The organism is Microbulbifer sp. ABM4_008 (assembly GCF_056311705.1).
Map to the genome: position 1 here is coordinate 877,564 of NZ_CM149970.1, position 24,202 is coordinate 901,765.

Here is a 24,202-nt window from a genome sequence, read left to right on the forward strand (position 1 = left end):
GTGTGTTAAAGCTTGCAGTGCTCAGCTGTCTTCTTCTGGCGGTTTGCGCATATGGGCAACCCGCAAAAGGTGTATCTGGCGGCTGTCTGCATAGAGTACCCGGAACATAAAGTCACCCAGTCGGGTGACTTCGTCACGGCCCGGCAAATGGCCGAATGATTGCATAATAAGACCGCCGACAGTGTCGAATTCTTCATCACTAAAGGCGCTCTCGAAAAATTCATTGAACTCTTCAATGGGAGTCAGAGCTTTAACGATAAAATCGTTTTCCCCAACTTTACGGATATAACTATCCGCTTCTTCCTCGTCGGTCTCGTCTTCGATTTCACCGACAATTTCCTCGAGGATATCTTCAATAGTCACAACACCGGATACACCGCCGTATTCGTCTATCACGACCGCCATATGGTAGCGGTTCTCACGGAACTCGCGCAGCAGGATATTGAGGCGCTTGCTCTCGGGAATAATATTGGCTGGGCGGATCAGGTCTTCGAGCTGAAATCCGTCGAAACCTTTCAACAGGAGAGGGAGCAGGTCTTTGGCGAGCAATATCCCGCGTATATCATCGACACTTTCGCCGACGACAGGGAATCGGGAGTGCCCCGAATCAATAATTTTGGGGAGGAACTCTTCCGGCTTATCGTGAAGGCCTACCACAACCATTTGCGAGCGTGGAATCATAATCTCGCGGACTTGCTGGCTGGAAACGTCCAGTGCGCCTTCGATAATAGAGAGCGCTTCAGCATCTACCAGCTGATTTTCAGCGGCGTCCTTAATGATGTCCAATAATTCGTCGCGAGACTTGGGTTCAGCTGAAAAGGCGCTGAACAGCTTTTCCAGCCAACTTTTTTCACTCGCGCGGGATTTGCTCGCTGAGTGACTACTTGGGGGCTCGTCTGTGGTCATGGAAGTGGCCATGCTCCGGGGTTCTCTCGTTTGTAGATAAAATTCAGTAGCAGTTTGCCATTACTTCGGTGGTACAGCGGCTATCATCCCACTTCATCCAGTGGGGCGTAGGGGTCTGCAATGCCGAGGTTGGCGAGCAACTTCGTTTCCAGGCTTTCCATAACCTGAGCGTCTGCATCTTCGATATGGTCATAACCTAGAAGGTGCAGTGTGCCATGGACCACCATATGTGCCCAGTGCGCCGATAGTGATTTGCTCTGTTGCTCCGCTTCCAGTTCAACTACTGGGGCACAGATCACAAGATCTCCAAGCATCGGGAGATCCAGCTCCGCAGGAAAATCTGTAGGGAAGGATAAAACGTTAGTGGGTTTATCCTTGCCACGATACTGGTGATTAAGTTCCTGGCTCTCACTTTCGTCCACGATTCGCACCGACAGTTCCGCTTCGTTGCGGTGGCCGGTCAAAGCCTTGGATACCCAGTTGCTGATAGCCTCATCGGAAGGGGTGTCGTGGCAGCGGCTGACCCGCTGCACATCGAGTGTTAAATCAGTCATAACTCAGGTGCGGACTCTAAGCGGCATTCTCATCGGCTTTATTGGAAATTCGATCTGCCGAGGCCATTTCCAGCTCAGCTTCATGAATATCGTAGGCCTCCACAATGCGCTGCACGAGGGGGTGGCGAACCACATCCTTGGCTCCAAAGTGGGTAAAGCTGATTCCATTAACCCGCCCCAGTACTCCAACAGCATGGCGCAAACCGGAAGCTTGGCCACGGGGCAGGTCGACCTGGCTGGGGTCACCGGTAATTACGGCGGTTGAGCCAAAGCCAATCCGCGTGAGGAACATTTTCATCTGCTCTCGGGTGGTATTTTGACTCTCATCGAGAATAACAAAGGCGTTATTTAGGGTGCGCCCGCGCATATAGGCAAGGGGAGCTACTTCGATAACGTTGCGCTCGATCAGCTTGCCAACAGTCTCAAAACCGAGCATTTCGTAGAGGGCGTCGTAGAGCGGGCGGAGGTAAGGGTCTACCTTTTGGCTCAAGTCACCGGGCAGGAAGCCCAATTTCTCGCCGGCTTCAACGGCGGGGCGGACCAGGAGGATTCGCTCAACTTCATCCTTGAGCAGAGACTCCACAGCACAGGCTACTGCCAGGTAGGTTTTACCGGTACCGGCGGGTCCGATACCGAAATTGATATCATTGGTCTGCACAGCGCTAACGTATTTACGCTGATTGAGCCCTCTGGGGCGTACCGAGCACTTCTTAGTGCGAATCAGTACTACTTGGTCAGCTTCGCTGGAGTCACCGCTACCATCTTGGCCGGTGAGTTCTTCAACCCCCGCCTGCTGCAGAGCCAGGTGAATCTCATCTGGAGTGAGATAGTCCTTGGTACCGGTTTCCTTGTAGAGCCTACTGAGTAGTTCGCCAGCGGCACGCGCCGATTTGGCATCGCCGAAAAATGAAAACTGGTTGCCACGATTTCGAATTTCGATATCCAGGCGCTGTTCTATTTGGCGTAGGTGTTGGTCGAACTGACCGCAGAGATTGGCGAGACGGCGTGCGTCGTTGGGCTCGAGAGTGATGCTGTGAGCGAGGGTTTGTGTTTCCAAATTGGTTTCCGGCACCTTTAATCCAGGGGTTATATTGCTAGGGTATACCCATTTTCCCTAAAGGGGAAAGAGGTGATTCCTACAAATAGGTTCTAACTTTACCTGATTTTAATTACGGGGCGTAATTTGGGGGGTAAGTTGAGCCTAATTTGGCGGCAGGATGTGCTTTCGAAGTACATCTTGCCGCTATTTGAGGTAATCACAAAGTCTTAGAACAGGTCTTCTTCCAGCTCAGATGTGACTAAAGTACCGCGCAGGGAGTTTGGCAGGGCCTCTTCAATCACAACATCGGCAAATTTGCCGATCAGGGCGAGATCGTCCGCACGGAAGTTGACTACCCGGTTGTTCTCGGTGCGGCCTTGCAGCTGTCCGGGGTCCTTTTTGGAAACGCCGGTTACCAGCACACGCTCGGTGTTGCCAACCATGCGGCGGGCAATAGCTGCAGCCTGCTGGTTAATCCGCGCTTGCAGCAGCTGTAGGCGCTGCTTTTTCACCTCTTCCGGGGTGTCATCGGCCAAGTCGGCAGCCGGAGTGCCTGGGCGAGGGGAATATATAAAGCTGAAGGAAATATCGAAGCCCACGTCCTGGATCAGGTTCATGGTCGCTTCAAAGTCCCTGTCAGTTTCGCCGGGGAAGCCGATAATAAAGTCTGAAGACAGGCAGATATCCGGGCGAATTTTCTTCAAGCGGCGGATCTTGGATTTGTACTCCAGGGCGGTGTGGCCGCGTTTCATTGCCATCAGAATGCGGTCGGAGCCACTCTGTACGGGCAGGTGAAGGTGACTAACCAGTTCTGGCACCTGTCCGTAGACATCGATCAGCGCATCGGAGAACTCTACAGGGTGAGAGGTGGTATAGCGGATGCGGTCGATGCCATCGATCGCTGCCACATAAGTGATCAGCTCGGCGAAATCTACTTCGTGGCCATCTTCTCCCGTAGCGCGGTAGGCGTTTACGTTTTGCCCAAGCAGGTTCACCTCGCGGACACCCTGGTCTGCCAGGTGGGCGATCTCTTCGAGTACATCGGCCACAGGGCGGCTGACTTCTTCGCCACGGGTGTAGGGAACCACGCAGAAAGTACAGTACTTGGAGCAGCCTTCCATAATAGAGACAAATGCAGTGGCGCCGTCGGCCTCTGGCTGGGGCAGGCGATCAAACTTCTCGATCTCCGGGAAGCTCACATCGACGATAACTGCGCCGCTTTTTTGCTCCTTGGTCTCCATCATCTCCGGCAGGCGATGCAGGGTCTGGGGGCCAAAGATCAAGTCTACATGGGGCGCGCGCTTGGCAATCGCCTCGCCTTCCTGACTGGCTACACAGCCGCCAACACCAATCACCAGGTCGGGATTTTTTTCCTTCAGGTGCTTCCAACGGCCCAGCTGGTGGAACAGCTTTTCCTGGGCTTTCTCGCGGATAGAACAGGTGTTGACCAATAGTACATCCGCCTCGTAGGGATCGTCGGTAGGTACCATGTCGTGGGACTCGCCGAGCAGATCGCGCATCCTCGCGGAATCGTACTCATTCATTTGGCAGCCGTGGGTCTTAATATATAGCTTTTTCACCGATGTTTCGGACATATCGCGCCTGGTTAAAAACTGGTCAACAATTAGGGTGGGGCATTATAGCGATACGACCCGGCACTGCATAGATGGCTATATTAGCTGTTGCGAACCTGTGCTATTCTTGCGCGCTTTTTCGGGCTTTGCCCGTTCTTTGATCAATTTGAGCTTCGGGGTCATCCCCATCCTGAGAGACTTATGGCCAACCCGATTTATAAAGTTATTTTCCACAATCAAAACCAAGTGTACGAACTCTACGCTCGGGCCATCTATCAAAGTGATATGTACGGCTTTATCGAGGTGGAGGAGTTTGTATTTGGGGAAAAGGCTCAGCTTGTGGTCGATCCCAGTGAGGAAAAGCTGAAAACCGAATTTGCTTCGGTAACCCGTTCCTATATTCCGATGCACAGCATCGTGCGTATTGATGAAGTGGAAAAAGAGGGCACCGGCAAGATTGTTGAAGTAAAGGGTGACAAAGTTGCCAAGTTTCCTTTTGCCCCGCCTATCCGTCATCCCCAGGACACAGAGTAAGCTTTATTTTTACTCTGAATCAGGCCGGGCTCTATGCCCGGTTTTTAGCGCCAAAATCATCCGCTGCACCTTTTTTTCCTCTGCAATATAAGCTTCAATAAAAATCCTCCTGACTGTCATCAAATCGCTGCAAAGTGGTTGCGCTGACGATCAACGCCGTTCTGTATTTAGTTGATCTCAATTTGCTAGCAAGAGAGCAAATACGGATTTATCGATTTTTCTCAAGTTAGCTCAAGCGACGACCTATATTTTTGCCGCGTATCTGCCCTGATTTTTATGGGCTGATAACTGGTACAGACTGGAACTTTGCTATGAGCAATCGCTATCGCGCACTGTGGATTTCCGATGTCCATTTGGGCAGCAGAGACAGTGAGCCCCATCGACTTGCAGATTTTCTGGCTCAGAATCGCGCCGATACGGTCTATCTGGTTGGGGATATTTTTGATATGCAGGCACTCGCTCAAGGACGAGGTACATGGTGTCAGGCCTCTTCGCTGCTACTGGAAATGCTTTCCGAATTAAGTAGCCTGACGCCTGAAGTCATTTATATTCCTGGAAATCACGACGCGCCAATGCGCAGCTGGGCCGGAAAGCGGCTCGGCAATATCCGAATTGAAAAAGACTATATCCACACTGCTTCTAATGGGCGCCGCTTTTGGGTAACCCACGGCGATCAGTTTGAACACCGAATTAAAATACATCCAATCAGTTACCATATCGGCGATCGCAGTTATTACCTGATGCTGCGCTTTAATCGCTGGATCAATTATTGGCGCAATCGATTTAATAAGCCCTGGTGGTCGCTGGCCAGCCAGATAAAAAATCGTGTGGGTGCCGCTCGACAAATGATGAGTGATTTTGAGGATGTCGCCACTCGTGAAGCGATATCGCGGGGATTCGATGGTGTTATTTGTGGCCATATCCATAGGCCTGCCCTTAGAAATAAAACAGTGTGTGGGGATACTGCGACCTATGCGAATTGTGGTGATTGGGTCGATTCTATGAGTGCGGTTGTAGAACAACAGGATGGCAATTTAGATCTTTTACATTGGTATCGGACTCCAAAAATTGCCAGCATAATGACAGAGGTGGTTGCGGCATGATTCATCTTGAGACTCTTTTGCAGAAAAACGCCTGGTACAGCGCGGCACCACAAAAAACCACGCGAAAATTGGTTTCTGCCACAGTAAAGAAAATCTGTTGTGAGGAGCAGCTACAGGAATTTACCAGCAGTTACCCCCATCTTGGCGGCCTGGATTTTATTCGCCAGGTATTCGATGACTTGAATTTTCGCTACGAATTAAATCCATCAGAGTTGGCTCGGGTTCCCACTAGTGGGCCGCTGGTGATTGTGTCTAATCACCCCTTAGGAAGCCTGGATGGTCTCGCTCTGATTGATATGGTGGCGCGGGTACGGAAAGATGTTCGAGCTGTCGCGAGCCAACTATTATGGAACATAAAATCCCTGCGCCCCTGTTTATTGCCCGTAGATAACTTTAATGGGCGTACCCGTCGAGCCGATATTGAAGGTATTTATAGCCATTTAGGTGACGGGGGAGCGATCATCATTTTCCCGGCGGGCGAAGTATCCAGGCTCACCCCCCATGGGGTTCGGGATGGACGCTGGAATTCAGGCTTTGCCCGTTTTGCGGAAAAAACCAATGCGCCGATATTGCCGGTGCAGGTTTTAGGGAGGAATTCCTGGTGGTTCTATGGCCTCTCAATGTTGAACAAGCCTCTCTCGACTTTATGGTTGATTAGGGAGATGTTTAAACAGGCCAGCCGCAGTATCGATATTCGTATAGGACGTCCCCTGGAAGCGGAACACTTTCGTAGCTGGCCGCTAACACCCCGCGCCAAGGCTGCCCTGTGGCGTAAACATGTCTACCAATTACATCGTTCGCCCGCCCCTCTGGGGCCGGAATTAATTGTTGAAGCTGAGCCAAAAGTCGATGTAGCGCGAGTGGTTGAGTCCTGTGTATCACTCTCTGAACTGGGTAATTTTTCTGTGCGTTTATATCGGCAGAAAGCAGATTGCCCCGTCATGCGGGAATTGGCCAGAGTGAGGGAGATTGCCTTTCGATCAGTGGGGGAAGGGACCGGGCAGAGCCGGGATTGGGATGCGTTTGATGCTCATTACGACCATCTATTGTTGTGGGATGCAGAAAATCGACAGATTGCAGGAGCTTACCGCATAGCAGCGACCGAGGCGCTCTCGGATGATCAGATATACAGCAGTACGCTTTTTAATTACCCGCAGCCTCCTCGGCAGTGCCTGCCAGATTCTGCAGAGCTAGGGCGTAGCTTCCTACTGCCGGAATATTGGAGAGGGCGCGGGTTAGACCTGCTCTGGTGTGCTATTGGACAGTGGGTATTGCGCAATAAGGTACGCTACCTATTTGGCCCAGTGTCTATGCCCGGTACATTTTCCGTGAGAGCGAAGTCCGTTATTGTGCGCTATTTTTCCCATTATTTTGCTCCTGAAAACTCCTTGGGGGATGCTCGACTGCCATTTCCGGAAGCACAATCTGAACTGCCTGAATTACTTGGGGATTCGGTGTCAGATATGCGTCAATTGAAGCATATTTTGCGTGAGGAGGGCGTTATGCTACCTCCCCTATTTAAAAAGTATGCCTCTGTTACTAAAACGGGAGGGACCAGTTTCCACGCCTTTAATATTGACCCGGATTTTTGCGATGCTGTGGATGGGCTGGTCGTTGTTGATTTATCAAAAGTGGACGAGAAGTTTGCTAAACGTTATTTATCCAGCTGACTTAGAAGTGACTCTTTATGAAAAAGGCAGCGTAAAGCTGCCTTTTTTTAAGATTCAGGAAATCTCACCTGGCATTTTGGATGGTTAAATTTTGCCAAGCTTTTTACGTAGGCTCACCAGTTTGACACAGAGGACGAAAACAGACATTGCGGTATCCAGTTCTTCCAGCGGTGGGAAACTGGGTGCAATACGAATATTGCTGTCCTCAGGGTCCTTGCCATAAGGGAAGGTAGCGCCGGCAGGTGTTAATTTTACTCCGGCATCCGCAGCCATTTTAACCACTGCTTTTGCGCAACCGGGAAGTGTATTAAAGGAAACAAAATAACCTCCTTCAGGTTTTTCCCAAGTACCCATATCTGCATCGGTGAGGGCATTATGTAAATGCTCCAGAACACACTCGAACTTCGGGCGAAGAATATCTGCATGTTTATGCATGTGTTCTGTCAGGCTGGTGTATTCGGTAAAAAATCTCGAGTGACGCAATTGGTTGACTTTGTCAGGACCAATGGTCATTGCCTGCATTTGGCCTTTGAGGGAATCGAGATTTACCTGGCTGGCGCTCACAAACGCAACGCCTGCGCCAGCGTGGGTGACTTTTGAAGTTGAGGCAAACTGTATTACGGAGTCTGCAGTATCATTTTCCAGGGTTGCTGTGCGAATATTTGGCAGATTTACATAGTTGCCAATGTCGTGCACCGAATAGGCATTGTCCCAAAATATCCGGAAGCCGGCGCCGGCAAATTGTCCCAGCTGCGCCAATCTTTCTACAGTTTCCTTGCTGTAAGTGGCTCCTGTTGGATTTGAAAACTTGGGCACACACCAGATACCAACAATCTCTGCGTCTTCACGCACGAGCTTTTCCACAAGCTCCATGTCGGGCCCCTGCTCTCCCATGGGCACGTTAATCATCTCGATACCCAGCTGCTCACAGATCGTAAAATGGCGGTCATAGCCGGGAACAGGGCAGAGAAATTTGGGAGCTTTTAATTCGCGCCAGGGGGTAGTGCCCGCAAAGCCGAACAGGTAACCGGTGACTAGGGCGTGATACATCAGTGTGAGAGAGCTGTTGCCTCCGGCAATCACTTCGCTGACCGGCACTTGAAGCATTTCGGCTCCCAGCTCCCTTGCGCAGGTCAGACCGATTAGGCCACCGTAGTTGCGAGTGTCGGTACCGTCTGCCGCTCGATAGTCACCGGAGAGAATTCCATCAAGTTTATCGGAAAGTTTTAATTGCTCCGCCGAGGGCTTTCCACGTGTGATATCCAGGCTTAACTCGTGTTGACAGATCTTGTTGTAGTGAGCGCTTAATTCTTTTTCCCACTCGATCAATTGTTCCTGTGTGGCGGATTCGATATGCACTTGAATTCCCCTGGCTGGTAATGTGAGTTGGCGAGCTTATCAGCCTTAGGTTGCTTTCGTCAGCAGGAAATCACACATGATTATTAGTTTCTCTTGAATCTATTGCGTGGAATTTATCCTGGATACGCTAGCTTTTTGAGCTCTCATGTCGTTCATTAGCTTGGCGGTGGTGTTGGGATCTGGGCGTCTGATTATTGGCTGGATAGAGAGCGGAAGTCCTGGGCATAGTCGCGCAGAGTTTTGCTTAGGTGACGACGTTGTGTGGGGCTGGTACTGGACAGAATTTGTTCTCCCAGTTCGCGAGCTTGGATTTTGCGCTGCTCTTGCGCCTTGCGATATTCGTCGGACCAAAGTTGGTCTGGGTTTTCCAGCAGACCGCGCAACTGTTGTTGGTATCCATCAGGCTTCTGTCGGAGAAGCTCAATGGCATGTTGCTGCCAAATCATATGTTGTTCGTTACGTAATACAGGGTTGTACTCTACCTGCTTTACCCAGGCTGAGATCAGCTGCTTTTGTTGCTCGGTTAAACTTCCCAGCCATCGCCTGCTCTCCCGGCGAATTTGCCGATCGCGGTGTCGTTGTATTTTCCACGGCGAGCGCTGCCATTTTTCCAGTGTTTTCTGCTGCTTTTTGGCCAAGTTGTGTTGCAGGCGATCAATCTGTTGTGGCGTTAACTGCGCCACAATAGGAAGCATTAAGTTGAAGGCGTTGTTACTGGCGCTTTCGATGAAGTGGTACACCTCTTTTTCAACCGGAGCCAGCTGAGGATTCTCAAGTTGACCTTGATCTACTTTATCTGCCAGTTGGCTCAGGAAATCGGCATATTTTGGTAGCTGTGTTTGGCGGTGCCAGTGAAAAAAGCTGTTAAGAGCCCCTTGAAACTCCAGTTCTTGCTGGGAATTTAAGTCGACATAGTCACGAAGCTTCCAGCGTATCCAATAATCAATGTTGTTATAGGCGAATTGAATGCTGGAGCAGCTGCTAAGTAAGCTCGCAACTACAAGGAGAATGATTAAACGCCATTTTTGTGTGGTGCAACTGCCCGGGGTTTGGGGCATTGATCCTTCCTGTAGATATGATCGGCAGCGACTGATAGGGGTGCCTTAAGCATAGATTAAAAAGGTATACCCAATTCCAGTTTTGTTGTGACAGTAATGGGGTATCGGGTTGGCGTGCTAGCGGGCGTTTGAAAACAAAGCAGGATGATTAATGGCGTCAATTAACTGAGGTGAAGTACTGCTGGGCATAGACTGATTGATGGAGCTCGGTATTAATGTGAGAACTGGGTTCATATTTTGTGTGAGTCAGGTAGGAAGTATTATGGTTACCACGGTCATGGAGGCTGAGGCTCGTGAGGCGCCGGATAGGATTGCTGAACAGCTGCATTCCAATGCCAATATAATGTCTCATCTGGGAGAGCGGCTGCGCCAGAAGCCTCCTCGTTTTGTGATGATTGTGGGGAGGGGTTCTTCTGATCATGCGGGCGTCTTTGCCAAGTATCTGATAGAGATTGAAACTGGTACCCCTACTTTTGCTGCCGCACCGTCGGTCTCCAGTGTTTATGGTCGCAAATTAAAGCTCGATGAGGCCCTGGTTATCGTCATTTCCCAGTCTGGCAGAAGCCCAGATATTCTGACCCAGGCCCGCATGGCGAGAGAGCAGGGGGCTTATACAGTCGCTTTGCTTAACGATGAAGATGCGCCGATTAAAGATGTGGTTGACTTGGTAATTCCTTTAAAGGCTGGCCCGGAAAAAGCGGTTGCAGCTACGAAAAGTTATCTGGCGACCCTATCTGCGATACTGCAGATGGTCGCCAATTGGACGCAGGATCCCGCTCTTTGTAATGCTCTGGAAAAGTTGCCGGAAACTTTGAGATCTGCGGTGCGGGCAGAAATTCAATTGCGTCCGGAAAACCTGGCCTCGGTACAAAATCTGGTAGTTTTGGGGCGGGGTCCCGGTTATGGGATTACCCGGGAACTGGCGCTGAAGTTAAAAGAAGTCTGCAATATCCATGCGGAGTCCTATTCCAGTGCGGAATTCTTGCACGGCCCCGTTACGCTGGTGGAAGGGAAATTGACAGTGGTGAATGTTCCAATCGAGGATGAGTCATTCCCCACACACAGCCAACAGATCGATGAAATTCGGCGGCGTGGGGCGGCTCTGATTAATTTGCATGTGCCGAGTAAGGGGGTTCACCCGAGGGTGGCTCCACTGGCGCTGTTGCAGCGTTTTTATATCGATGTGGCCCACGTGGCGGTAAGTCGGGGGATTAATCCCGATGAGCCGGCGGGTTTAAAGAAAGTTACTCAGACAGTCTGAATAAAACAGAAATTAGTATTTGGGAGGGGGAAGTGGGGGTTATCCTGATTGCTGAAAAGCTATTTGATGGCGAGCGCATACTTGCAGATGTTGCTATCACCATTGGAGATAGCGGACTGATTTCCGCAGTGGGTGGGGGTGTGAGTTCCGATGCTGAGCGCTTACCGGGTTTGTTGGTGCCGGGCTTTATTGATATCCAGGTCAATGGTGGCGGTGGTGTACTGTTTAATCAGGAGCCCTCAGTTAATGCGCTTCAGCAAATAAGCGAAGCCCATAGTCAGTTTGGCACCAGTGCTTTCCTGCCCACCTTGATTACGGATAGCTTTCCAGTGATGCAGCGGGCAGCCGATGCGGTAAGTGGGGCCTTGTCCAGCGGTGTTCCGGGTGTGATTGGAGTACATTTTGAGGGGCCGCATTTAAGTGAGGCCAAAAAGGGTACCCATGAAGGAGGGTTTATCCGCTCTTTGAGTCATGAGGAGCTTTCCCTCTACGCCCGGGAAGACCTGGGAATCCGCTTGGTCACTCTGGCGCCAGAGTGTGTATCGGTATCCGATATCCGAAAGTTGGTTTCCCTGGGGGTTCATGTTTGTCTCGGTCATTCGAATGCGAATGCTGAAGTTGTTGAAGCTGCGTTGGATGCTGGAGCGACAGGATTTACCCACTTATACAATGCAATGTCCCCGCTTCATTCGCGTGAGCCGGGTATGGTGGGGACAGCTCTGATCCGGGAAGATGCCTGGTGTGGATTAATTGCCGATGGCCACCATGTCAGTACCGGCGCTATGGCGTTAGCTTTGAAAGCAAAACCTCGCGGTAAGTTGTTACTGGTAACCGATGCAATGTCGCTAGTGGGCAGTGATGCCACCAGTTTTCCCCTATTTGATCGAGTGGTTACACGAGAAGGGGATAAACTGACCTCCAGTACCGGAGAATTAGCGGGTTCTCACTTGGATATGATCGGCGCGGTTAAAAATATCCGCGACAGGTGTGGGATTGAATTGCCGGAAGCGCTGCGCATGGCAAGTTTGTATCCGGCGCAGTTCCTTGGTCTGGGAGCAGGTGTAATCACTGAAGGGGCCCGAGCGGATATGGTTTTATTAGGTGAGGATCTGCAAGTGAATAGGACCTGGAGCCTGGGGCGTGAAATTTATCGACGGAATTAACTTTCCAGATCTCTCTTAAGCTGAAGGGGTTGTTTGGACGCGGGGCCAGTGGATTGTCGAATAATTAACTCGGGGGTGAAGCTACGGTACGTTTCACCCTCTTGCCCAGAACCATTAAGTTCTTTTGAACTTTTACACTGAATTTTCTCAAGCAGTAATTCTGCTGCCGAGCGGGCGATTTCCTGATTGGGTTGGTGTGCGGTTGTAAGTTTGGGCCAGGTTTGTCGAGAAAATGGGCTGTCTTCAAATCCTGCGATAGAGACTTGCCCGGGAACATCAATCTTTAACATACGGGCGGCAAATAGAGCGCCCGCTGCGATTTCGTCATTAGCGGCAAATATTGCTGAGGGAGGTTTGTCGCTGTCGAGGATCTTTCTTGCATTGATCTCGCCCGATTCAAATGAATATTTCCCTTCAACAATCAAATGTTGGTCCACTGCTATTCCTGCATCTTCGAGTGCCTGGCTGTATCCATTTTGGCGCCCCAATGTGGAAAGGTGCTCCTCGCCTCCGCTTAAATAAGCGATACGCTTGTGCCCGAGTGAAAGTAGGTGCTGGGTAATATTGTAGGCGGCCTGGCGGTCGTCAATCTGTATAGACTTTCCCTTTGCTTTCTCTGTATTGGTGGAGGAAATAATTCGCACAAATTCCACATTCATGGATTGGAGCATATCGATAAAAGAAGGTGACTCTGAAAAAGGGGGGGTCAGGACCAATCCGGCTACTTTGCCGTGCTCGACAAGTTTATTTAGGTCGCTGTGGATAACTGGAGATTTTGAATTACAAGGATGGATAAGTAGCTCATACCCTTTTGCTCTGCAGGCTTCCAATATGCCGTTTTGCATATCGATAACGTAGTGGGCATTAGGGTTGTCATAAATAAATGCGATGGAATAGGAGTGTGTCCCCGCCAGATTCCGCGCTGCCAGACTGGGTGTGTAGTTCAGGCTTTTGACTGCGTCGAGTACTTTTTGCCGAGTGGCTGCGCGTACAGAGGGCTCATTATTGATCACCCTGGACACTGTTTTGATAGATACGCCGGCGCGCTCGGCAACATCGTTAATTGTGACTTTCATGCATCAACTAGTTCTATCTGAGCCTTGGCCTTGCTGGCATCGACAAGTAAGTATTGCTGGAAGGTGGGATTTTAACAGTTATGAGTCTGCAATTAGCTTATGGGGTGCGCCTCCTTTCTTAATTTGTGGGTAATTTGTAGTTTTTTATCCCAATTCTTTGAGATTCCCAGACCTTATCATTTGTCTGTAAAAATCCTACACCTAAGTAAGGCCAATCTTTCTCTTTGTGACTGAATGAAGGCATTAAGTTTCCCAGTATTAAAGAAAATGATGGCTTTTACGCCAAATACTCCCTACATGCCTGTCTCCCCTGGTCAACATCTTCAATCACTATTTGAAGCCTCTTGAAAATTTTTGTAGTTTTACTACATAATGCGCATCAATAAGATTGAGTGGCTACAGATTGGGTGAATTACTCAAGCCGGGCGTCCAAAGTCTCTACCACCTCAGTGGGGAGGAGGTTCCGGCATTGTTGGATCACTAACATTCAGCTCTAAGAGCGGGAAGAGGCTCGGAAGTGAGATTTCTACCCGATAACAGGATTTCCCATGAGTCTCCATCAGCAGTCTTGCCGTGGGCTGAAAGGTGGTCCGCTGGAATGATTGGGTTTCCAGCGATCTGATAAAAGCAACTTTGTTCCTTCTGCTTCAGATTTACGATTGGGTAATAGGACATTGATGGCACTACAACCAAAGGGTTGCAGTGGGAGCCATTCCGCCGAAAGGCGCTCCACGGAAAGATAATCACAGGTGGCTGATGCCACTGAAATGTGGCCCTGGTGGTTTTTGTAACTAGAGACCACCTCAACAGAGTTATTACGGAATAGTCATGGTTCACAGCAAGCTTCAGACCGTTACCGAACGCATCATTAAGCGCAGCGAAGAAACTCGTGCAGAGTATCTGGCGCAGGTTGAGAAAGCGCATATTGAAGGGCGGGCAGCGGCACATGTGTCTTGCGGAAACTTGGCCCACGCAATAGCCGCATCTCCAGAAGGTGATAAGCAGTTGATCGCCTCTGGGCGGGGGCCGAACCTGGGTATCGTCAACGCCTATAACGATATGTTGTCCGCTCACCAGCCCTATGGTGCCTACCCTGCTCAATTGAAAGAGGCAGCTGCGCGCAATGGCGCAACGGCCCAGGTTGCCGGTGGTGTACCGGCAATGTGCGATGGGGTGACTCAAGGGCGTGCAGGGATGGAACTCAGCCTGTTTTCGCGGGATGTGATTGCCATGTCCACAGCAATCGCGCTTTCGCATGATGTTTTCGAAGGAGCCATATTTCTGGGTATCTGCGACAAAATTGTCCCCGGCCTTGTTATTGGTGCTCTTTCTTTTGGCCACTTGCCTTCAATTTTTGTACCTGCGGGTCCAATGCCCACTGGCCTGTCCAATGCGGAAAAAGTCCGGGTTCGCCAGCTCTATGCTGAAGGTAAAGTAGGGCGCTCTGAACTATTGGAAGCCGAGAGTGCTTCCTACCACAGTGCCGGCACCTGCACCTTTTACGGCACTGCCAACAGTAACCAGATGTTGGTAGAAATTATGGGACTGCAACTGCCTGGCAGTTCCTTCGTAAACCCCGGTACCGAATTGCGCTCGGCATTAAATGAAGCTGCCGTGGCGCAATTGGTAAAAATTACTGAACCGAGCCGGCACACTTCGGTAGCTAAAATTCTCACCGAAAAAGCATTCGTCAACGGAGTGGTGGGACTGCTCGCTACCGGCGGATCCACAAACCACACATTGCACCTTATTGCGATGGCGCGTGCAGCAGGTATTCAGTTGACTTGGCAGGATATGGCCGACCTCTCTGAAGTGGTGCCGTTGCTTTGTCATGTGTACCCGAACGGTACTGCGGATATCAACCACTTTGCCGCAGCCGGCGGTATGCAGTTCCTGATTCGCGAACTCCGCTCCGCTGGCCTTTTACACGATGATGTGCACACAGTACTCGGTAATTCCGGTCTCGAACCTTACTGTGAAGACCCCTTCCTCAACAGTGATGCTGGCGGTGGTGTGGTTTGGAAACCCACTCCAGAAGAGAGCGGTGATACGACGGTCATTCGTCCAGCCACAGACCCTTTCTCCCAGCATGGTGGTTTGCAGTTGCTCGAAGGAAATCTTGGGCGCAGTGTAATCAAAGTCTCTGCGGTTAAATCTGAGCACCTGAAAGTGAAGGCCCCGGCCATTGTTCTGGATAACCAGGACGACCTGCTCAAGCGATTCAAAGCCGGTGAGCTAGAGCGTGACTTTGTCGCTGTAGTGAGATTCCAGGGACCTCGTGCCAACGGTATGCCGGAACTGCACAAGTTAACACCGACGTTGGGGGTGCTGCAGGATCGTGGCTTTAAAGTGGCGTTAGTCACTGATGGGCGTATGTCCGGCGCTTCCGGGAAAGTCCCTGCTGCCATTCATATGTCACCGGAAGCCGTAGAAGGCGGTGCGATTGCCAAGGTGCAAGAGGGCGACATGATTGAGCTCGATTCAGAGGCCGGTATTTTACGCGTGCTGGTAGATGAAGCTGAATTTAATGCCCGCCAACCGGCCCAGTGTGATCTGTCTGAAAGTGCCCGTGGTACGGGCCGTGAACTTTTCGCTAATATGCGTGGGCTTGCCAGCGGTGCAGAGACCGGTGCAAGTATTCTTTATTGATTATTACGGAGCCAAACAGGCTCCGAGAAAAGAACGATCTCAGAGCAAAATTTATGATTAACCCTTTTGATATGGTGTTATTTGGTGGAGGCGGAGACCTTGCACTGCGCAAGTTACTACCGGCACTTTACCGAGCATTTAGAGAGGGCAGCTTGGTTGAGGGCTGTCGCATCCTTCCGGTGTGTCGCCGCCAATCAGATGTTGATCAATATATCGAAACAGCCCACCAGGCACTGCAAAAATATCTCCGTGAGGGTGAGTACAGTGCTTCGAGCTGGGACCAATTTAGCCAATTACTTTGTCCGATCGCACTGGACATTGCCGTACCGGATAGCCAGTGGGATCACCTGGCAGAAATTCTCGGTTCCGACTCAGAGCGGGTTCGTATTTTCTATTTGGCAATACCGCCCGCGGTATTCGGCCCCTGTTGTGAAAACCTCTCCGTAAAAGGCCTGATTACTGGAAATTCCAGAGTCGTAGTGGAAAAGCCACTGGGCTATAACGCCCAAACCTCTGATGAAATTAACAGTAAAATTGCCAGTTACTTCCCGGAAGATAGTATCTTCCGTATCGATCACTATCTGGGTAAAGAAACTGTCCAAAACCTTCTTGCACTGCGTTTTAGCAATGTATTGTTTGAGCATCTTTGGGATGCAAAAACCATTGATCATATCCAGATCAGTATTTCAGAAACCGTAGGCCTGGAAGGGCGTGCGGGTTTTTATGATGAAACTGGTGCTATGCGGGATATGGTGCAAAACCATCTGCTGCAACTGCTGTGCCTTATCGCCATGGAATCTCCCAACAGTATGTCGGCGAAGAATATCCGTGCAGAAAAAATTAAGGTACTTGAGGCTTTGCGCCCGCTTACCGGAAACTTGGTCGATAAAAACGTTGTGCGTGGCCAGTATATAGCTGGGCAAATCAATGGCAATGATGTTCCTGGTTACCTCGATGAGCTCGACGGTGGAACCAGTTCAACCGAAACCTTCGTTGCCATTCGAGCGCATATCGATAGTTGGCGTTGGGCAGGGGTGCCGTTTTACTTGCGTACTGGTAAACGCATGGAAAAGCGCTGTGCCGAAATTGTAGTGCAGTACAAAAATGTTTCTCATCATGTGTACGATGAGTCAGCCGGAAAGGTTGTCCCCAATCGCTTGGTTATTCGCTTACAGCCGGAAGAAAGTATCAAGCTGGTTTTGATGGCGAAAAAAATGGACAGTCTCACCACTGAGTTGCAACCGGCCGAATTGAATTTAACCCTTTCTGATACTTACGACAGTTTCCGCAGCGACGCTTATAAGCGCCTGATGTTGGATGCTGCAGCAAATAATCCCGCGCTCTTTATCCACCGCGACGAAGTTGCCGCTGCCTGGGCGTGGGTTGATCCAATTATTGAGCATTGGCGCGAAACGGCTAATCAGCCGCAGCCCTATCCTGCAGGTAGCTGGGGGCCAGAAGAGGCAGAAAAACTGCTGTCACGCAGTGATCGTCATTGGTTTAACGCGCAGTAATAATTTGGAAAGCCGGCGCAGCTATTAATTTTACCGCGCCGGTTTCCACTAAGAGAAATGGAAGAATCCATGGCTGAAGAAAAATTTTTCCAAGATCGCGAGCGCCTGGTGCAGGCTCTAGCCCACGATTGTGCTTGCGAACTGCAAAAAGGTATTAAAGAAAATAATCACGCAAGTTTCCTGGTATCTGGCGGTAGTACGCCGGAACCAGTATATCGCGAGCTATCCAAACGCCCGCTTCCGTGGTCGCAAATTACAGCGGCCCTCGTTGATGAGCGCTGGGTAGAAAAAACCGAAAGCGGTAGTAACGCAGCTTTTATTGAAAAGTCGCTTTTACAGAATTTTGGTGCCGAAGCCAATTTTCTGGGTATGAAAAATTCACATGCATCAGCTGCTGAAGGTGAAGAGGCCTGTGAGCGCGCATATGGCGAGTTGCAGAAACCGTTTGATGTTTGTTTGCTGGGTATGGGCAGTGACGGCCACACCGCATCACTATTCCCCCATGCACAGGGCTTACAGGATGCACTAAATCCTGAATCACAAAAGTTGTGCAAGGCAATTACTGCTAATCAAAGTGAAGTTACCGGCTCCAATACCGAGCGTATGACTTTGACCCTGAGTGCAATTTTGCAAGCGCGCAATATCAAGTTATTGATCACTGGCGAAGAGAAGCTAAAAGTTTATCGCGAGGCGTTGCTCGGCAGTGATGAGTTAGAAATGCCGGTGCGCAGTATTCTTAAGCAGGGGCTGAAACCAGTCACTGTTTACTGGGCGCCTTAACGAAAGATTTGGAATTATCTGATGCAGAAAAATATCGCCGAGATTTTGCAGGTAGCTGGCGTTGTCCCAGTACTGGTTGTAGATAAAGTTGAAGATGCCCTCCCTCTTGCCGGCGCTTTGATTGAAGGTGGCCTGAAAGTACTTGAGGTAACCCTGCGCACTGAGGCAGCCCTGGAAGTTGTTGAACAAATTGCAAAACACCTGCCGGAAGCCCATGTGGGAACTGGCACGGTGCTAAATGGTGATGATCTGCGTCGCTCTATCGAAGCCGGCGCCAGCTTTATGGTGAGCCCCGGCGCAACCGACCGCTTACTGAATGCTGCTGAAGGCAGTGAAGTACCGCTGCTGCCCGGTGCTGCCAGTGTTTCAGAAGTGATGCGCCTTTACGAGCGTGGTTATCGCTATCAGAAATTTTTCCCAGCCCAGGCGGCAGGGGGAGTGCCAATGCTGAAATCCATTGGCGGTCCGCTACAAGACGTTCGCTTTTGTCCCACCGGTGGTATAGGGCCTCAAAATGCCCCGGACTTTCTGGCTCTGAACAATGTGGTTTGTGTCGGTGGTTCCTGGATGGCGAGCAGCACTCTGGTTCGTGAAAAGAACTGGGCAGAGATTACTCGTCTGGCAAAACAAGCTGCGGAATTGAAATAACACACACTCGGTATGGTGCACTCGCAAGCGGGTGCCACTTGAAAAACCAGAAGCATATAAAGAGGGTAAAGCGAGATGAAAATTAAAATTGCCATTAATGGTTACGGTCGTATCGGTAGAAATGTCACCCGAGCTATCTACGAATCAGGCTACAGCGATCGTGTTCAATTGGTCGCGATTAATGATCTCGCTCCGGTAGCTTCTAATGCTCACCTGACTCGCTTCGATACTATTCACGGTCGCTTTGGTACAGACGTCAAAGTCGATGGTGATGCTCTGGTTATTGGTGGTGATCGAGTTCAGGTTTGCCAGGAGCGCGACCCTTCCAAATTGCCTTGGAAGCAACTGGGTGTGGATTTAGTCCTGGAGTGTACTGGCCGCTTTACCGATCGCGCTTCCGCTTCTGCCCATATTGAAGCCGGTGCCGCTGCAGTGCTGATTTCTGCACCCTCAAAAGATGCGGATCTCACAGTTGTTTACGGTGTAAACGACAGCAATCTCACTGCAGATCACCGTGTGGTATCCAATGCATCCTGCACCACCAACTGTCTGGCACCTGTAGCTCAAGCACTGCATCGTGAATTGGGTATTGAGCGCGGCTTTATGACCACCGTGCACGCCTATACCAACGACCAGAATACCCAAGATGCGGTGCACGCAGATATTTATCGTGCCCGTGCGGCGGCGGATAATATGATCCCTACCAAAACAGGTGCGGCTGCAGCGGTTGGTTTGGTATTGCCTGAGTTAAAAGGTCGCCTCGATGGTATGGCCGTCCGTGTACCGGTAAGCAATGTGTCTCTAGTGGACTGCCAGTTTATTGCCGGCCGTGACACCACCGCCGAAGAAGTTAACCGCATTATGCAGGAAGCTGCTCAGGCCAGTGGCGGTGTACTGACTTACTGCGATCAGCCCTTGGTATCTGTGGACTTCAATCACACCAGTGCCTCCAGTCACTTTGATGCCAACCACACCCGTGTGAATGGTAACTTGGTGAAGGTCATGGCCTGGTACGATAACGAGTGGGGCTTCTCCCACCGCATGTTGGATACCAGTCTGGCAATGGCTGAGTCACTTCAGTTGAAGCAGCCTGTTGCTGAATCCGCCTGATCCCCCCTCATTTACCATATTTTGGTAATTCAATTACTGAGGGCCATTAAATGGACATAGAATTCCTGTTTGATAGCCCTCTGAACCTCCTTCTCAAATTATTAGATGACGGGATCTTATGATTCGCCATACAAAAATCGTAGCAACCTTAGGCCCGGGTACGGACAAGCCTCGCGTAATTGATGAAATGATTCGCGCAGGGGTGAACGTTGTACGTCTGAACTTTTCTCATGGATCGGCAGAGGATCACCGACGCCGCGTTACAGAGGTGCGCAACGCCGCCGAAGCGCAGGGAAAAATTGTTGCGGTTTTGGGGGACTTGCAGGGTCCCAAAATCCGCATTGCCCGTTTTGCCAAGGGCAGTGTACAGCTTGAAAACAATGACGAATTTACCCTCGACCTGGATTGCCCGGTTGAAGGGGGGGATGAGCACCGCGTTGGAGTGGATTATCCAAGCCTGATCAGCGACTGCCAGTCCGGCAATATCCTGCTGTTGGATGACGGCAAGATTCGTCTCGAAGTAACCGGCACTACGCCAAGCAAGCTCTATTGCCGAGTTTTACAGGGCGGTAAGCTGTCGAATAACAAGGGCATCAACTTGCTGGGCGGCGGCCTGTCTGCACCGGCTCTGACAGAAAAAGACTACCGGGATATCAAGCTGGCAGCAGATCTCGAAGTGGATTTCCTCGCGGTCAGTTTTCCGCGCTGTGCAGAAGATCTGGATACTGCTCGCAAAGCCATGGCAGAGGCTGGTAGCCAAGCGGCGATCGTCGCCAAAGTTGAAAGGGCCGAAGCTGTTGCCGATGATGAGCAAATGGACAGCCTAATCCTGGCTTCCGATGCGATTATGGTAGCTCGAGGTGACCTAGGGGTAGAGATCGGTGATCCCGCTCTGGTCGGGGTGCAGAAAAAACTGATCAACCGCGCAAATGCTCTCAATCGCGCCGTAATCACTGCAACACAAATGATGGAGTCGATGATTACCAGCCCGACTCCCACCCGTGCCGAGGTGATGGATGTTGCCAATGCGGTGCTGGACGGTACTGATGCAGTTATGTTGTCGGCGGAAACAGCAGCGGGTGATTACCCGGTTGCCGCCGTGGAATCTATGAGTGAAGTGATTATCGGCGCTGAACAGTATTTGGGCAGTGTTCCCTATACTGCAGAGGACCACGGTTCTTCAGCTTTAATCGATACTGTGATTGCCCAAGCGGCGATTGATGTTGCAACGCGAGTGGAGAATCTCTGTGCTGTAGCCGCACTGACCGAGTCAGGCCGCACACCGAGAATGATGTCCCGTGCAAATACTCGCTTGCCGATCTATGCACTAACCCGGCATCCTAAGATCGCGCGCCAGCTGATGCTGTTACGGGGAGTAGAGACAGTGAGCTTTGATCCGGCTTCAGTTCCCCTGGGACATTTAACCGAAGCGGTTATCGAGGTATTAAGCTCTAGAATCGATTTGCAGAAAGGGCAGCGGGTACTGATTACCCAGGGGGAGCGCCTCAATATGGGTGGGCATACCAACTCCATGCGGATCAAAGAGATCGAATAGGCTTTCTGAAAAAAGGCCCGGGCACCTGATAATGAGGTTACTGGGCCTGCTTCAACCCATACCGTGCTTTATTGCAGTTCCAGGCAATCCCGTCCGCTGATTTCCCCGTTCACCCTGCTTGTAACTGGAATACCCTTGTGATGAGTGTCACAAATTTAAAGATCCAATTTCACAGCCTGCCAAACGCTATCCAATTAGTTACTTTTATCAATAACGGAATATTGATACTCGCTGTAGAGAAATTATCCAATTACGGTAAACAAATGAATAATAATTGTTCATAGAAATTGTATTGCGGGATATTTTTTTAATACGCGGGTACTATTTTTATTGGTTTATTAAAAATTAATCGACGATAACTTTGGCTCGGCTTTGTGTTATCGAAGTTTTAATTTCTGCTCCCGAAAGCTTCGCTACTCAGCTTAACACTTGCTATCTACCGTATTTACCTAATTTGCGGTAACCTCGCGAAGTAGATCTCAGTCCTATGTTTTATTTGGCGCCACCTAGATTCTTAATTTCTTAAGAGTGAAAAGGAGGATAAGAATCTAGTCGTTAGTATTCTTCTAGCACAGCAGCCCTTAAGCTCCCTTTTTTGGATAGAGAATGTTCTTCTCAGCGGCTTCGTTGTGTAATGGCGTGGTATTGGCTGGTCTTGCGATTTCGATTTTAATCGACGCCGACAAAGCTCGGAGGAATCACCAGTTGAAGTCTGGTTGACTTCAGCTTAAGGGTATTTTGCTCGAAAAATAGACGGAATCGAAAACTTACCGGAGTTCTTTGGGGGTTCCCTAATGTTCGCGGGTGAGAATTAACTGAATTAGGTCCCCACTAGGTCCAGATAGGCGTAAGTGTTTAAAGGATTATCATGCAGCTACGTGTTGAAAATAAGCAAGGCATCCAGTACGAAGTGAGAGTAGGGTGGACGTACCCGCTGGGAATTCCTATGCAGGTCGATGTCGGCCACTTGCTTTCGATGTTCGACGATGCGGTTATTGAGAAAATTTACCAACACTTTTTCAGCCTGGGAGGTAGCTCCTGCAATTTGCTCAGTACCAGTATTCAAGCGGGTACTTCGGGCACAATCTTCCTGGGGCCCCTATCTGAGCCGCCCGGCCACTTGTCCTTTTCTGAACGAGAGATTTATCGCGCTTTAATCCAGAATCGACTGATTATTGAAGAAGCGCCAACGGCAGCTACCGTAATTGCTGAGAAACAGGCTGAGTTGATTGCCAAGATTCGTATCGGCCTACAGCAAATTATTGCCCAGGAGAGAGCAGAGGCGGCCCAAATCCAGCAGCAGCATGAGAAGCGCTCAACGCTGGAAAAAGTGGGTGCCTATATTGAAAGTGGCGCGACCGGTTTTGGCAATGCCGCCTGGGGCTTAGCGGTATGGACAAAAGATGTGCTTGAAGTGGCGCAAATGCTGAATCCTCTCCGTCAGTCGCATAGGTTGGGTGTTGCCACAGCAAATTACTTCTGGAATGACAAGAGCTTCGCAGAATCTGGCCAGGAGTACGTTTCGGATCTGCAAAAAGAAGTGGTGGATGTACTCGGTTTTGACCCTTCAAAGGTTACTCGGCAGCAATTGGATTTGGCATTCGACGTTGCTCAAATTATTTACGATGATCCGGCCCTGCGCGGGGTTATCTTCCGCTTTGCCCAGGATTATGTAAAAGCCCAACACAGTCTGGAAATTACCGAAATAGCCGGTGGCGGAACATTTGAAATTATCCTTACTATCGTCCTCGCAGCGATAACTGGGGGCGTCGGTGCAGCTGTATCTATGGTCAAAAATGCACGCTTACTGAGGTCCTTTAAGAAGATCGGTGAGCTGATGATGGAGCTCGCTAAACTGAAGAAGCTGCAACAGCGGGTACTTAAGAAAAGGGGCGGTAAAGCAAAAGGCGGCAGTGCAAGTTTCTCCGACCTGAGCTCTTCGGAGGTTACGGTGCCGCAAAGGTCCAGTGGACCGCCTTCGAGCAATTCCAGCTCTGCTACTTCTAATAGATCTAGCTCCAATCAAAGCAGCAGCATCGCCGATAGTAGTTCCGAAGGTGCAAACAGGTCTGTGCGAACAAATCCCTTAGATGGTGAAAATGTTAGATTTGCTTCTAATCTCGATGATGAAACCAACAATGTATATAATTCTCTGAATTCGCAGCGGGCACAGCTACTAGAAAATGGTGAGTTAAATAGACCATGGCAAAGGCGTAATGTTAGTGCTGCTAGTGGCCGCATAATAGAAGTTAATAGTGGTAGTCCAGCGGATGCGATAGATAACCAAACTCCCTGGACAAATTCAGTAAAATTAGGTAATGGTACAGTGGTTCGATATGATTCCGAAGGCTTTCCTGTATTTAATGATCACGTATTCATACATGAATCTTTGACTGCGAATACAGTTAAAATCAAATTAACGGGAAGTGACTTAGATGACTTTAGAGCAGCGGATGAGTTGGCTGGAATTAATAAAGCTTTTAGGGATGAACATGATTTAACATGGCATCATCATCAAGACTTAGGAGTGTTGCAACTTGTGCCTAGATCAATTCATGGACCTGTTACCCATACAGGAGGTGTGAGTCTTCATGATCAGTTTGTTAGACTGGGGCATTTGCCTGGGCCAGCATATGACCGCTAGATGGA

The 24,202-nt window shown here is 50.1% G+C and carries 19 protein-coding genes; 12 read left to right on the plus strand and 7 right to left on the minus strand.

Going from position 1 to position 24,202, the window contains the following annotated elements; genetic code table 11:
• Positions 1 to 21: 21 nt before the first annotated feature.
• The 4 genes from ACYX4J_RS03795 to miaB form a co-directional block, all read right to left on the minus strand.
• Complete coding sequence (locus ACYX4J_RS03795) at positions 22 to 918, minus strand: HlyC/CorC family transporter (RefSeq protein WP_413663108.1); 897 nt, start codon at positions 916 to 918, stop codon at positions 22 to 24.
• A gap of 71 nt (positions 919 to 989) precedes the next feature.
• A complete protein-coding gene (gene ybeY, locus ACYX4J_RS03800; protein ID WP_476177927.1) occupies positions 990 to 1,460 on the minus strand; it encodes an rRNA maturation RNase YbeY in 471 nt (156 codons plus the stop codon).
• 16 nt (positions 1,461 to 1,476) lie between these two features.
• Complete coding sequence (locus ACYX4J_RS03805) at positions 1,477 to 2,532, minus strand: PhoH family protein (RefSeq protein WP_476177928.1); 1,056 nt, start codon at positions 2,530 to 2,532, stop codon at positions 1,477 to 1,479.
• Between the two features lie 194 nt (positions 2,533 to 2,726).
• On the minus strand, positions 2,727 to 4,094 hold the full coding sequence (gene miaB, locus ACYX4J_RS03810; protein WP_476177929.1) for a tRNA (N6-isopentenyl adenosine(37)-C2)-methylthiotransferase MiaB: 1,368 nt from the start codon (positions 4,092 to 4,094) through the stop codon (positions 2,727 to 2,729).
• 180 nt (positions 4,095 to 4,274) lie between these two features.
• Here miaB and ACYX4J_RS03815 point away from each other — a divergent pair, with 180 nt between their 5' ends.
• The 3 genes from ACYX4J_RS03815 (at position 4,275) to olsF (ending at position 7,380) form a co-directional block, all read left to right on the plus strand.
• Positions 4,275 to 4,607, plus strand: a complete 333-nt coding sequence (locus tag ACYX4J_RS03815) for a DUF1820 family protein (protein WP_172975496.1) — start codon at positions 4,275 to 4,277, stop codon at positions 4,605 to 4,607.
• Positions 4,608 to 4,918: 311 nt separating this feature from the next.
• Complete coding sequence (locus tag ACYX4J_RS03820) at positions 4,919 to 5,710, plus strand: UDP-2,3-diacylglucosamine diphosphatase (protein ID WP_476177930.1); 792 nt, start codon at positions 4,919 to 4,921, stop codon at positions 5,708 to 5,710.
• Positions 5,707 to 7,380, plus strand: a complete 1,674-nt coding sequence (olsF, locus tag ACYX4J_RS03825) for a bifunctional ornithine lipid synthase OlsF (protein WP_444907436.1) — start codon at positions 5,707 to 5,709, stop codon at positions 7,378 to 7,380. The genes ACYX4J_RS03820 and olsF overlap by 4 nt, the downstream gene beginning before the upstream one ends.
• Before the next feature lie 84 nt (positions 7,381 to 7,464).
• Here the strand turns inward: olsF and ACYX4J_RS03830 are convergent, their stop codons facing one another.
• Both ACYX4J_RS03830 and ACYX4J_RS03835 read right to left on the minus strand, forming a co-directional pair.
• Positions 7,465 to 8,739, minus strand: a complete 1,275-nt coding sequence (locus tag ACYX4J_RS03830) for an aspartate aminotransferase type Ic (protein ID WP_444958506.1) — start codon at positions 8,737 to 8,739, stop codon at positions 7,465 to 7,467.
• Between the two features lie 191 nt (positions 8,740 to 8,930).
• Complete coding sequence (locus ACYX4J_RS03835) at positions 8,931 to 9,797, minus strand: DUF6279 family lipoprotein (protein WP_476177931.1); 867 nt, start codon at positions 9,795 to 9,797, stop codon at positions 8,931 to 8,933.
• Between the two features lie 262 nt (positions 9,798 to 10,059).
• On the opposite strand from ACYX4J_RS03835, the gene nagB-II reads away from it, so the two are divergent.
• The gene (gene nagB-II, locus ACYX4J_RS03840) at positions 10,060 to 11,058 is read left to right on the plus strand and encodes a glucosamine-6-phosphate deaminase NagB-II (RefSeq protein ID WP_413663100.1); all 999 of its coding nucleotides are present in this window, start codon (positions 10,060 to 10,062) and stop codon (positions 11,056 to 11,058) included.
• 32 nt (positions 11,059 to 11,090) lie between these two features.
• Positions 11,091 to 12,221: an N-acetylglucosamine-6-phosphate deacetylase gene (nagA, locus tag ACYX4J_RS03845; protein WP_476177932.1), complete on the plus strand. Its 1,131-nt coding sequence runs from the start codon at positions 11,091 to 11,093 to the stop codon at positions 12,219 to 12,221.
• Here nagA and ACYX4J_RS03850 read toward each other — a convergent pair.
• Positions 12,218 to 13,297, minus strand: coding sequence for a LacI family DNA-binding transcriptional regulator (locus ACYX4J_RS03850; RefSeq protein ID WP_476177933.1), 1,080 nt, complete (start codon positions 13,295 to 13,297; stop codon positions 12,218 to 12,220). The genes nagA and ACYX4J_RS03850 overlap by 4 nt on opposite strands.
• Positions 13,298 to 14,125: 828 nt before the next feature.
• Between ACYX4J_RS03850 and edd the strand changes: the two genes are divergently transcribed.
• From edd to ACYX4J_RS03885, 7 genes are all read left to right on the plus strand, one after another.
• Positions 14,126 to 15,946, plus strand: coding sequence for a phosphogluconate dehydratase (gene edd, locus ACYX4J_RS03855; protein ID WP_445361231.1), 1,821 nt, complete (start codon positions 14,126 to 14,128; stop codon positions 15,944 to 15,946).
• Between the two features lie 53 nt (positions 15,947 to 15,999).
• Positions 16,000 to 17,460 carry a glucose-6-phosphate dehydrogenase gene (gene zwf / locus ACYX4J_RS03860; protein WP_476177934.1) on the plus strand — a complete coding sequence of 487 codons (1,461 nt, stop codon included), beginning with the start codon at positions 16,000 to 16,002 and terminating at the stop codon, positions 17,458 to 17,460.
• Positions 17,461 to 17,529: 69 nt separating this feature from the next.
• Positions 17,530 to 18,240 carry a 6-phosphogluconolactonase gene (gene pgl, locus ACYX4J_RS03865; RefSeq protein WP_413663095.1) on the plus strand — a complete coding sequence of 237 codons (711 nt, stop codon included), beginning with the start codon at positions 17,530 to 17,532 and terminating at the stop codon, positions 18,238 to 18,240.
• Between the two features lie 21 nt (positions 18,241 to 18,261).
• Positions 18,262 to 18,888 carry a bifunctional 4-hydroxy-2-oxoglutarate aldolase/2-dehydro-3-deoxy-phosphogluconate aldolase gene (gene eda / locus ACYX4J_RS03870; RefSeq protein WP_413663094.1) on the plus strand — a complete coding sequence of 209 codons (627 nt, stop codon included), beginning with the start codon at positions 18,262 to 18,264 and terminating at the stop codon, positions 18,886 to 18,888.
• A 75-nt stretch (positions 18,889 to 18,963) separates the two neighbouring features.
• Positions 18,964 to 19,998 (plus strand): type I glyceraldehyde-3-phosphate dehydrogenase, encoded by a 1,035-nt coding sequence (gap, locus tag ACYX4J_RS03875; RefSeq protein WP_444958500.1) that lies wholly within the window; start codon positions 18,964 to 18,966, stop codon positions 19,996 to 19,998.
• Positions 19,999 to 20,116: 118 nt separating this feature from the next.
• A complete protein-coding gene (gene pyk / locus ACYX4J_RS03880) occupies positions 20,117 to 21,553 on the plus strand; it encodes a pyruvate kinase (RefSeq protein WP_444907446.1) in 1,437 nt (478 codons plus the stop codon).
• A gap of 868 nt (positions 21,554 to 22,421) precedes the next feature.
• Positions 22,422 to 24,197 (plus strand): HNH endonuclease, encoded by a 1,776-nt coding sequence (locus ACYX4J_RS03885; protein WP_476177935.1) that lies wholly within the window; start codon positions 22,422 to 22,424, stop codon positions 24,195 to 24,197.
• The last annotated feature ends 5 nt before the right edge of the window (positions 24,198 to 24,202 follow it).

Bases quoted from the DNA above. Each gene is read 5' to 3' on its own strand.
- ybeY (WP_476177927.1), bottom strand. From the start codon at position 1,460: ATGACTGATTTAACACTCGATGTGCAGCGGGTCAGCCGCTGCCACGAC.
- zwf (WP_476177934.1), top strand. From the start codon at position 16,000: ATGATTAACCCTTTTGATATGGTGTTATTTGGTGGAGGCGGAGACCTT.
- ACYX4J_RS03795 (WP_413663108.1), bottom strand. From the start codon at position 918: ATGGCCACTTCCATGACCACAGACGAGCCCCCAAGTAGTCACTCAGCG.
- pyk (WP_444907446.1), top strand. From the start codon at position 20,117: ATGATTCGCCATACAAAAATCGTAGCAACCTTAGGCCCGGGTACGGAC.
- ACYX4J_RS03850 (WP_476177933.1), bottom strand. From the start codon at position 13,297: ATGAAAGTCACAATTAACGATGTTGCCGAGCGCGCCGGCGTATCTATC.
- miaB (WP_476177929.1), bottom strand. From the start codon at position 4,094: ATGTCCGAAACATCGGTGAAAAAGCTATATATTAAGACCCACGGCTGC.
- edd (WP_445361231.1), top strand. From the start codon at position 14,126: ATGGTTCACAGCAAGCTTCAGACCGTTACCGAACGCATCATTAAGCGC.
- ACYX4J_RS03835 (WP_476177931.1), bottom strand. From the start codon at position 9,797: ATGCCCCAAACCCCGGGCAGTTGCACCACACAAAAATGGCGTTTAATC.
- eda (WP_413663094.1), top strand. From the start codon at position 18,262: ATGCAGAAAAATATCGCCGAGATTTTGCAGGTAGCTGGCGTTGTCCCA.
- ACYX4J_RS03820 (WP_476177930.1), top strand. From the start codon at position 4,919: ATGAGCAATCGCTATCGCGCACTGTGGATTTCCGATGTCCATTTGGGC.
- olsF (WP_444907436.1), top strand. From the start codon at position 5,707: ATGATTCATCTTGAGACTCTTTTGCAGAAAAACGCCTGGTACAGCGCG.
- ACYX4J_RS03815 (WP_172975496.1), top strand. From the start codon at position 4,275: ATGGCCAACCCGATTTATAAAGTTATTTTCCACAATCAAAACCAAGTG.
- pgl (WP_413663095.1), top strand. From the start codon at position 17,530: ATGGCTGAAGAAAAATTTTTCCAAGATCGCGAGCGCCTGGTGCAGGCT.
- gap (WP_444958500.1), top strand. From the start codon at position 18,964: ATGAAAATTAAAATTGCCATTAATGGTTACGGTCGTATCGGTAGAAAT.
- nagB-II (WP_413663100.1), top strand. From the start codon at position 10,060: ATGGTTACCACGGTCATGGAGGCTGAGGCTCGTGAGGCGCCGGATAGG.
- ACYX4J_RS03885 (WP_476177935.1), top strand. From the start codon at position 22,422: ATGCAGCTACGTGTTGAAAATAAGCAAGGCATCCAGTACGAAGTGAGA.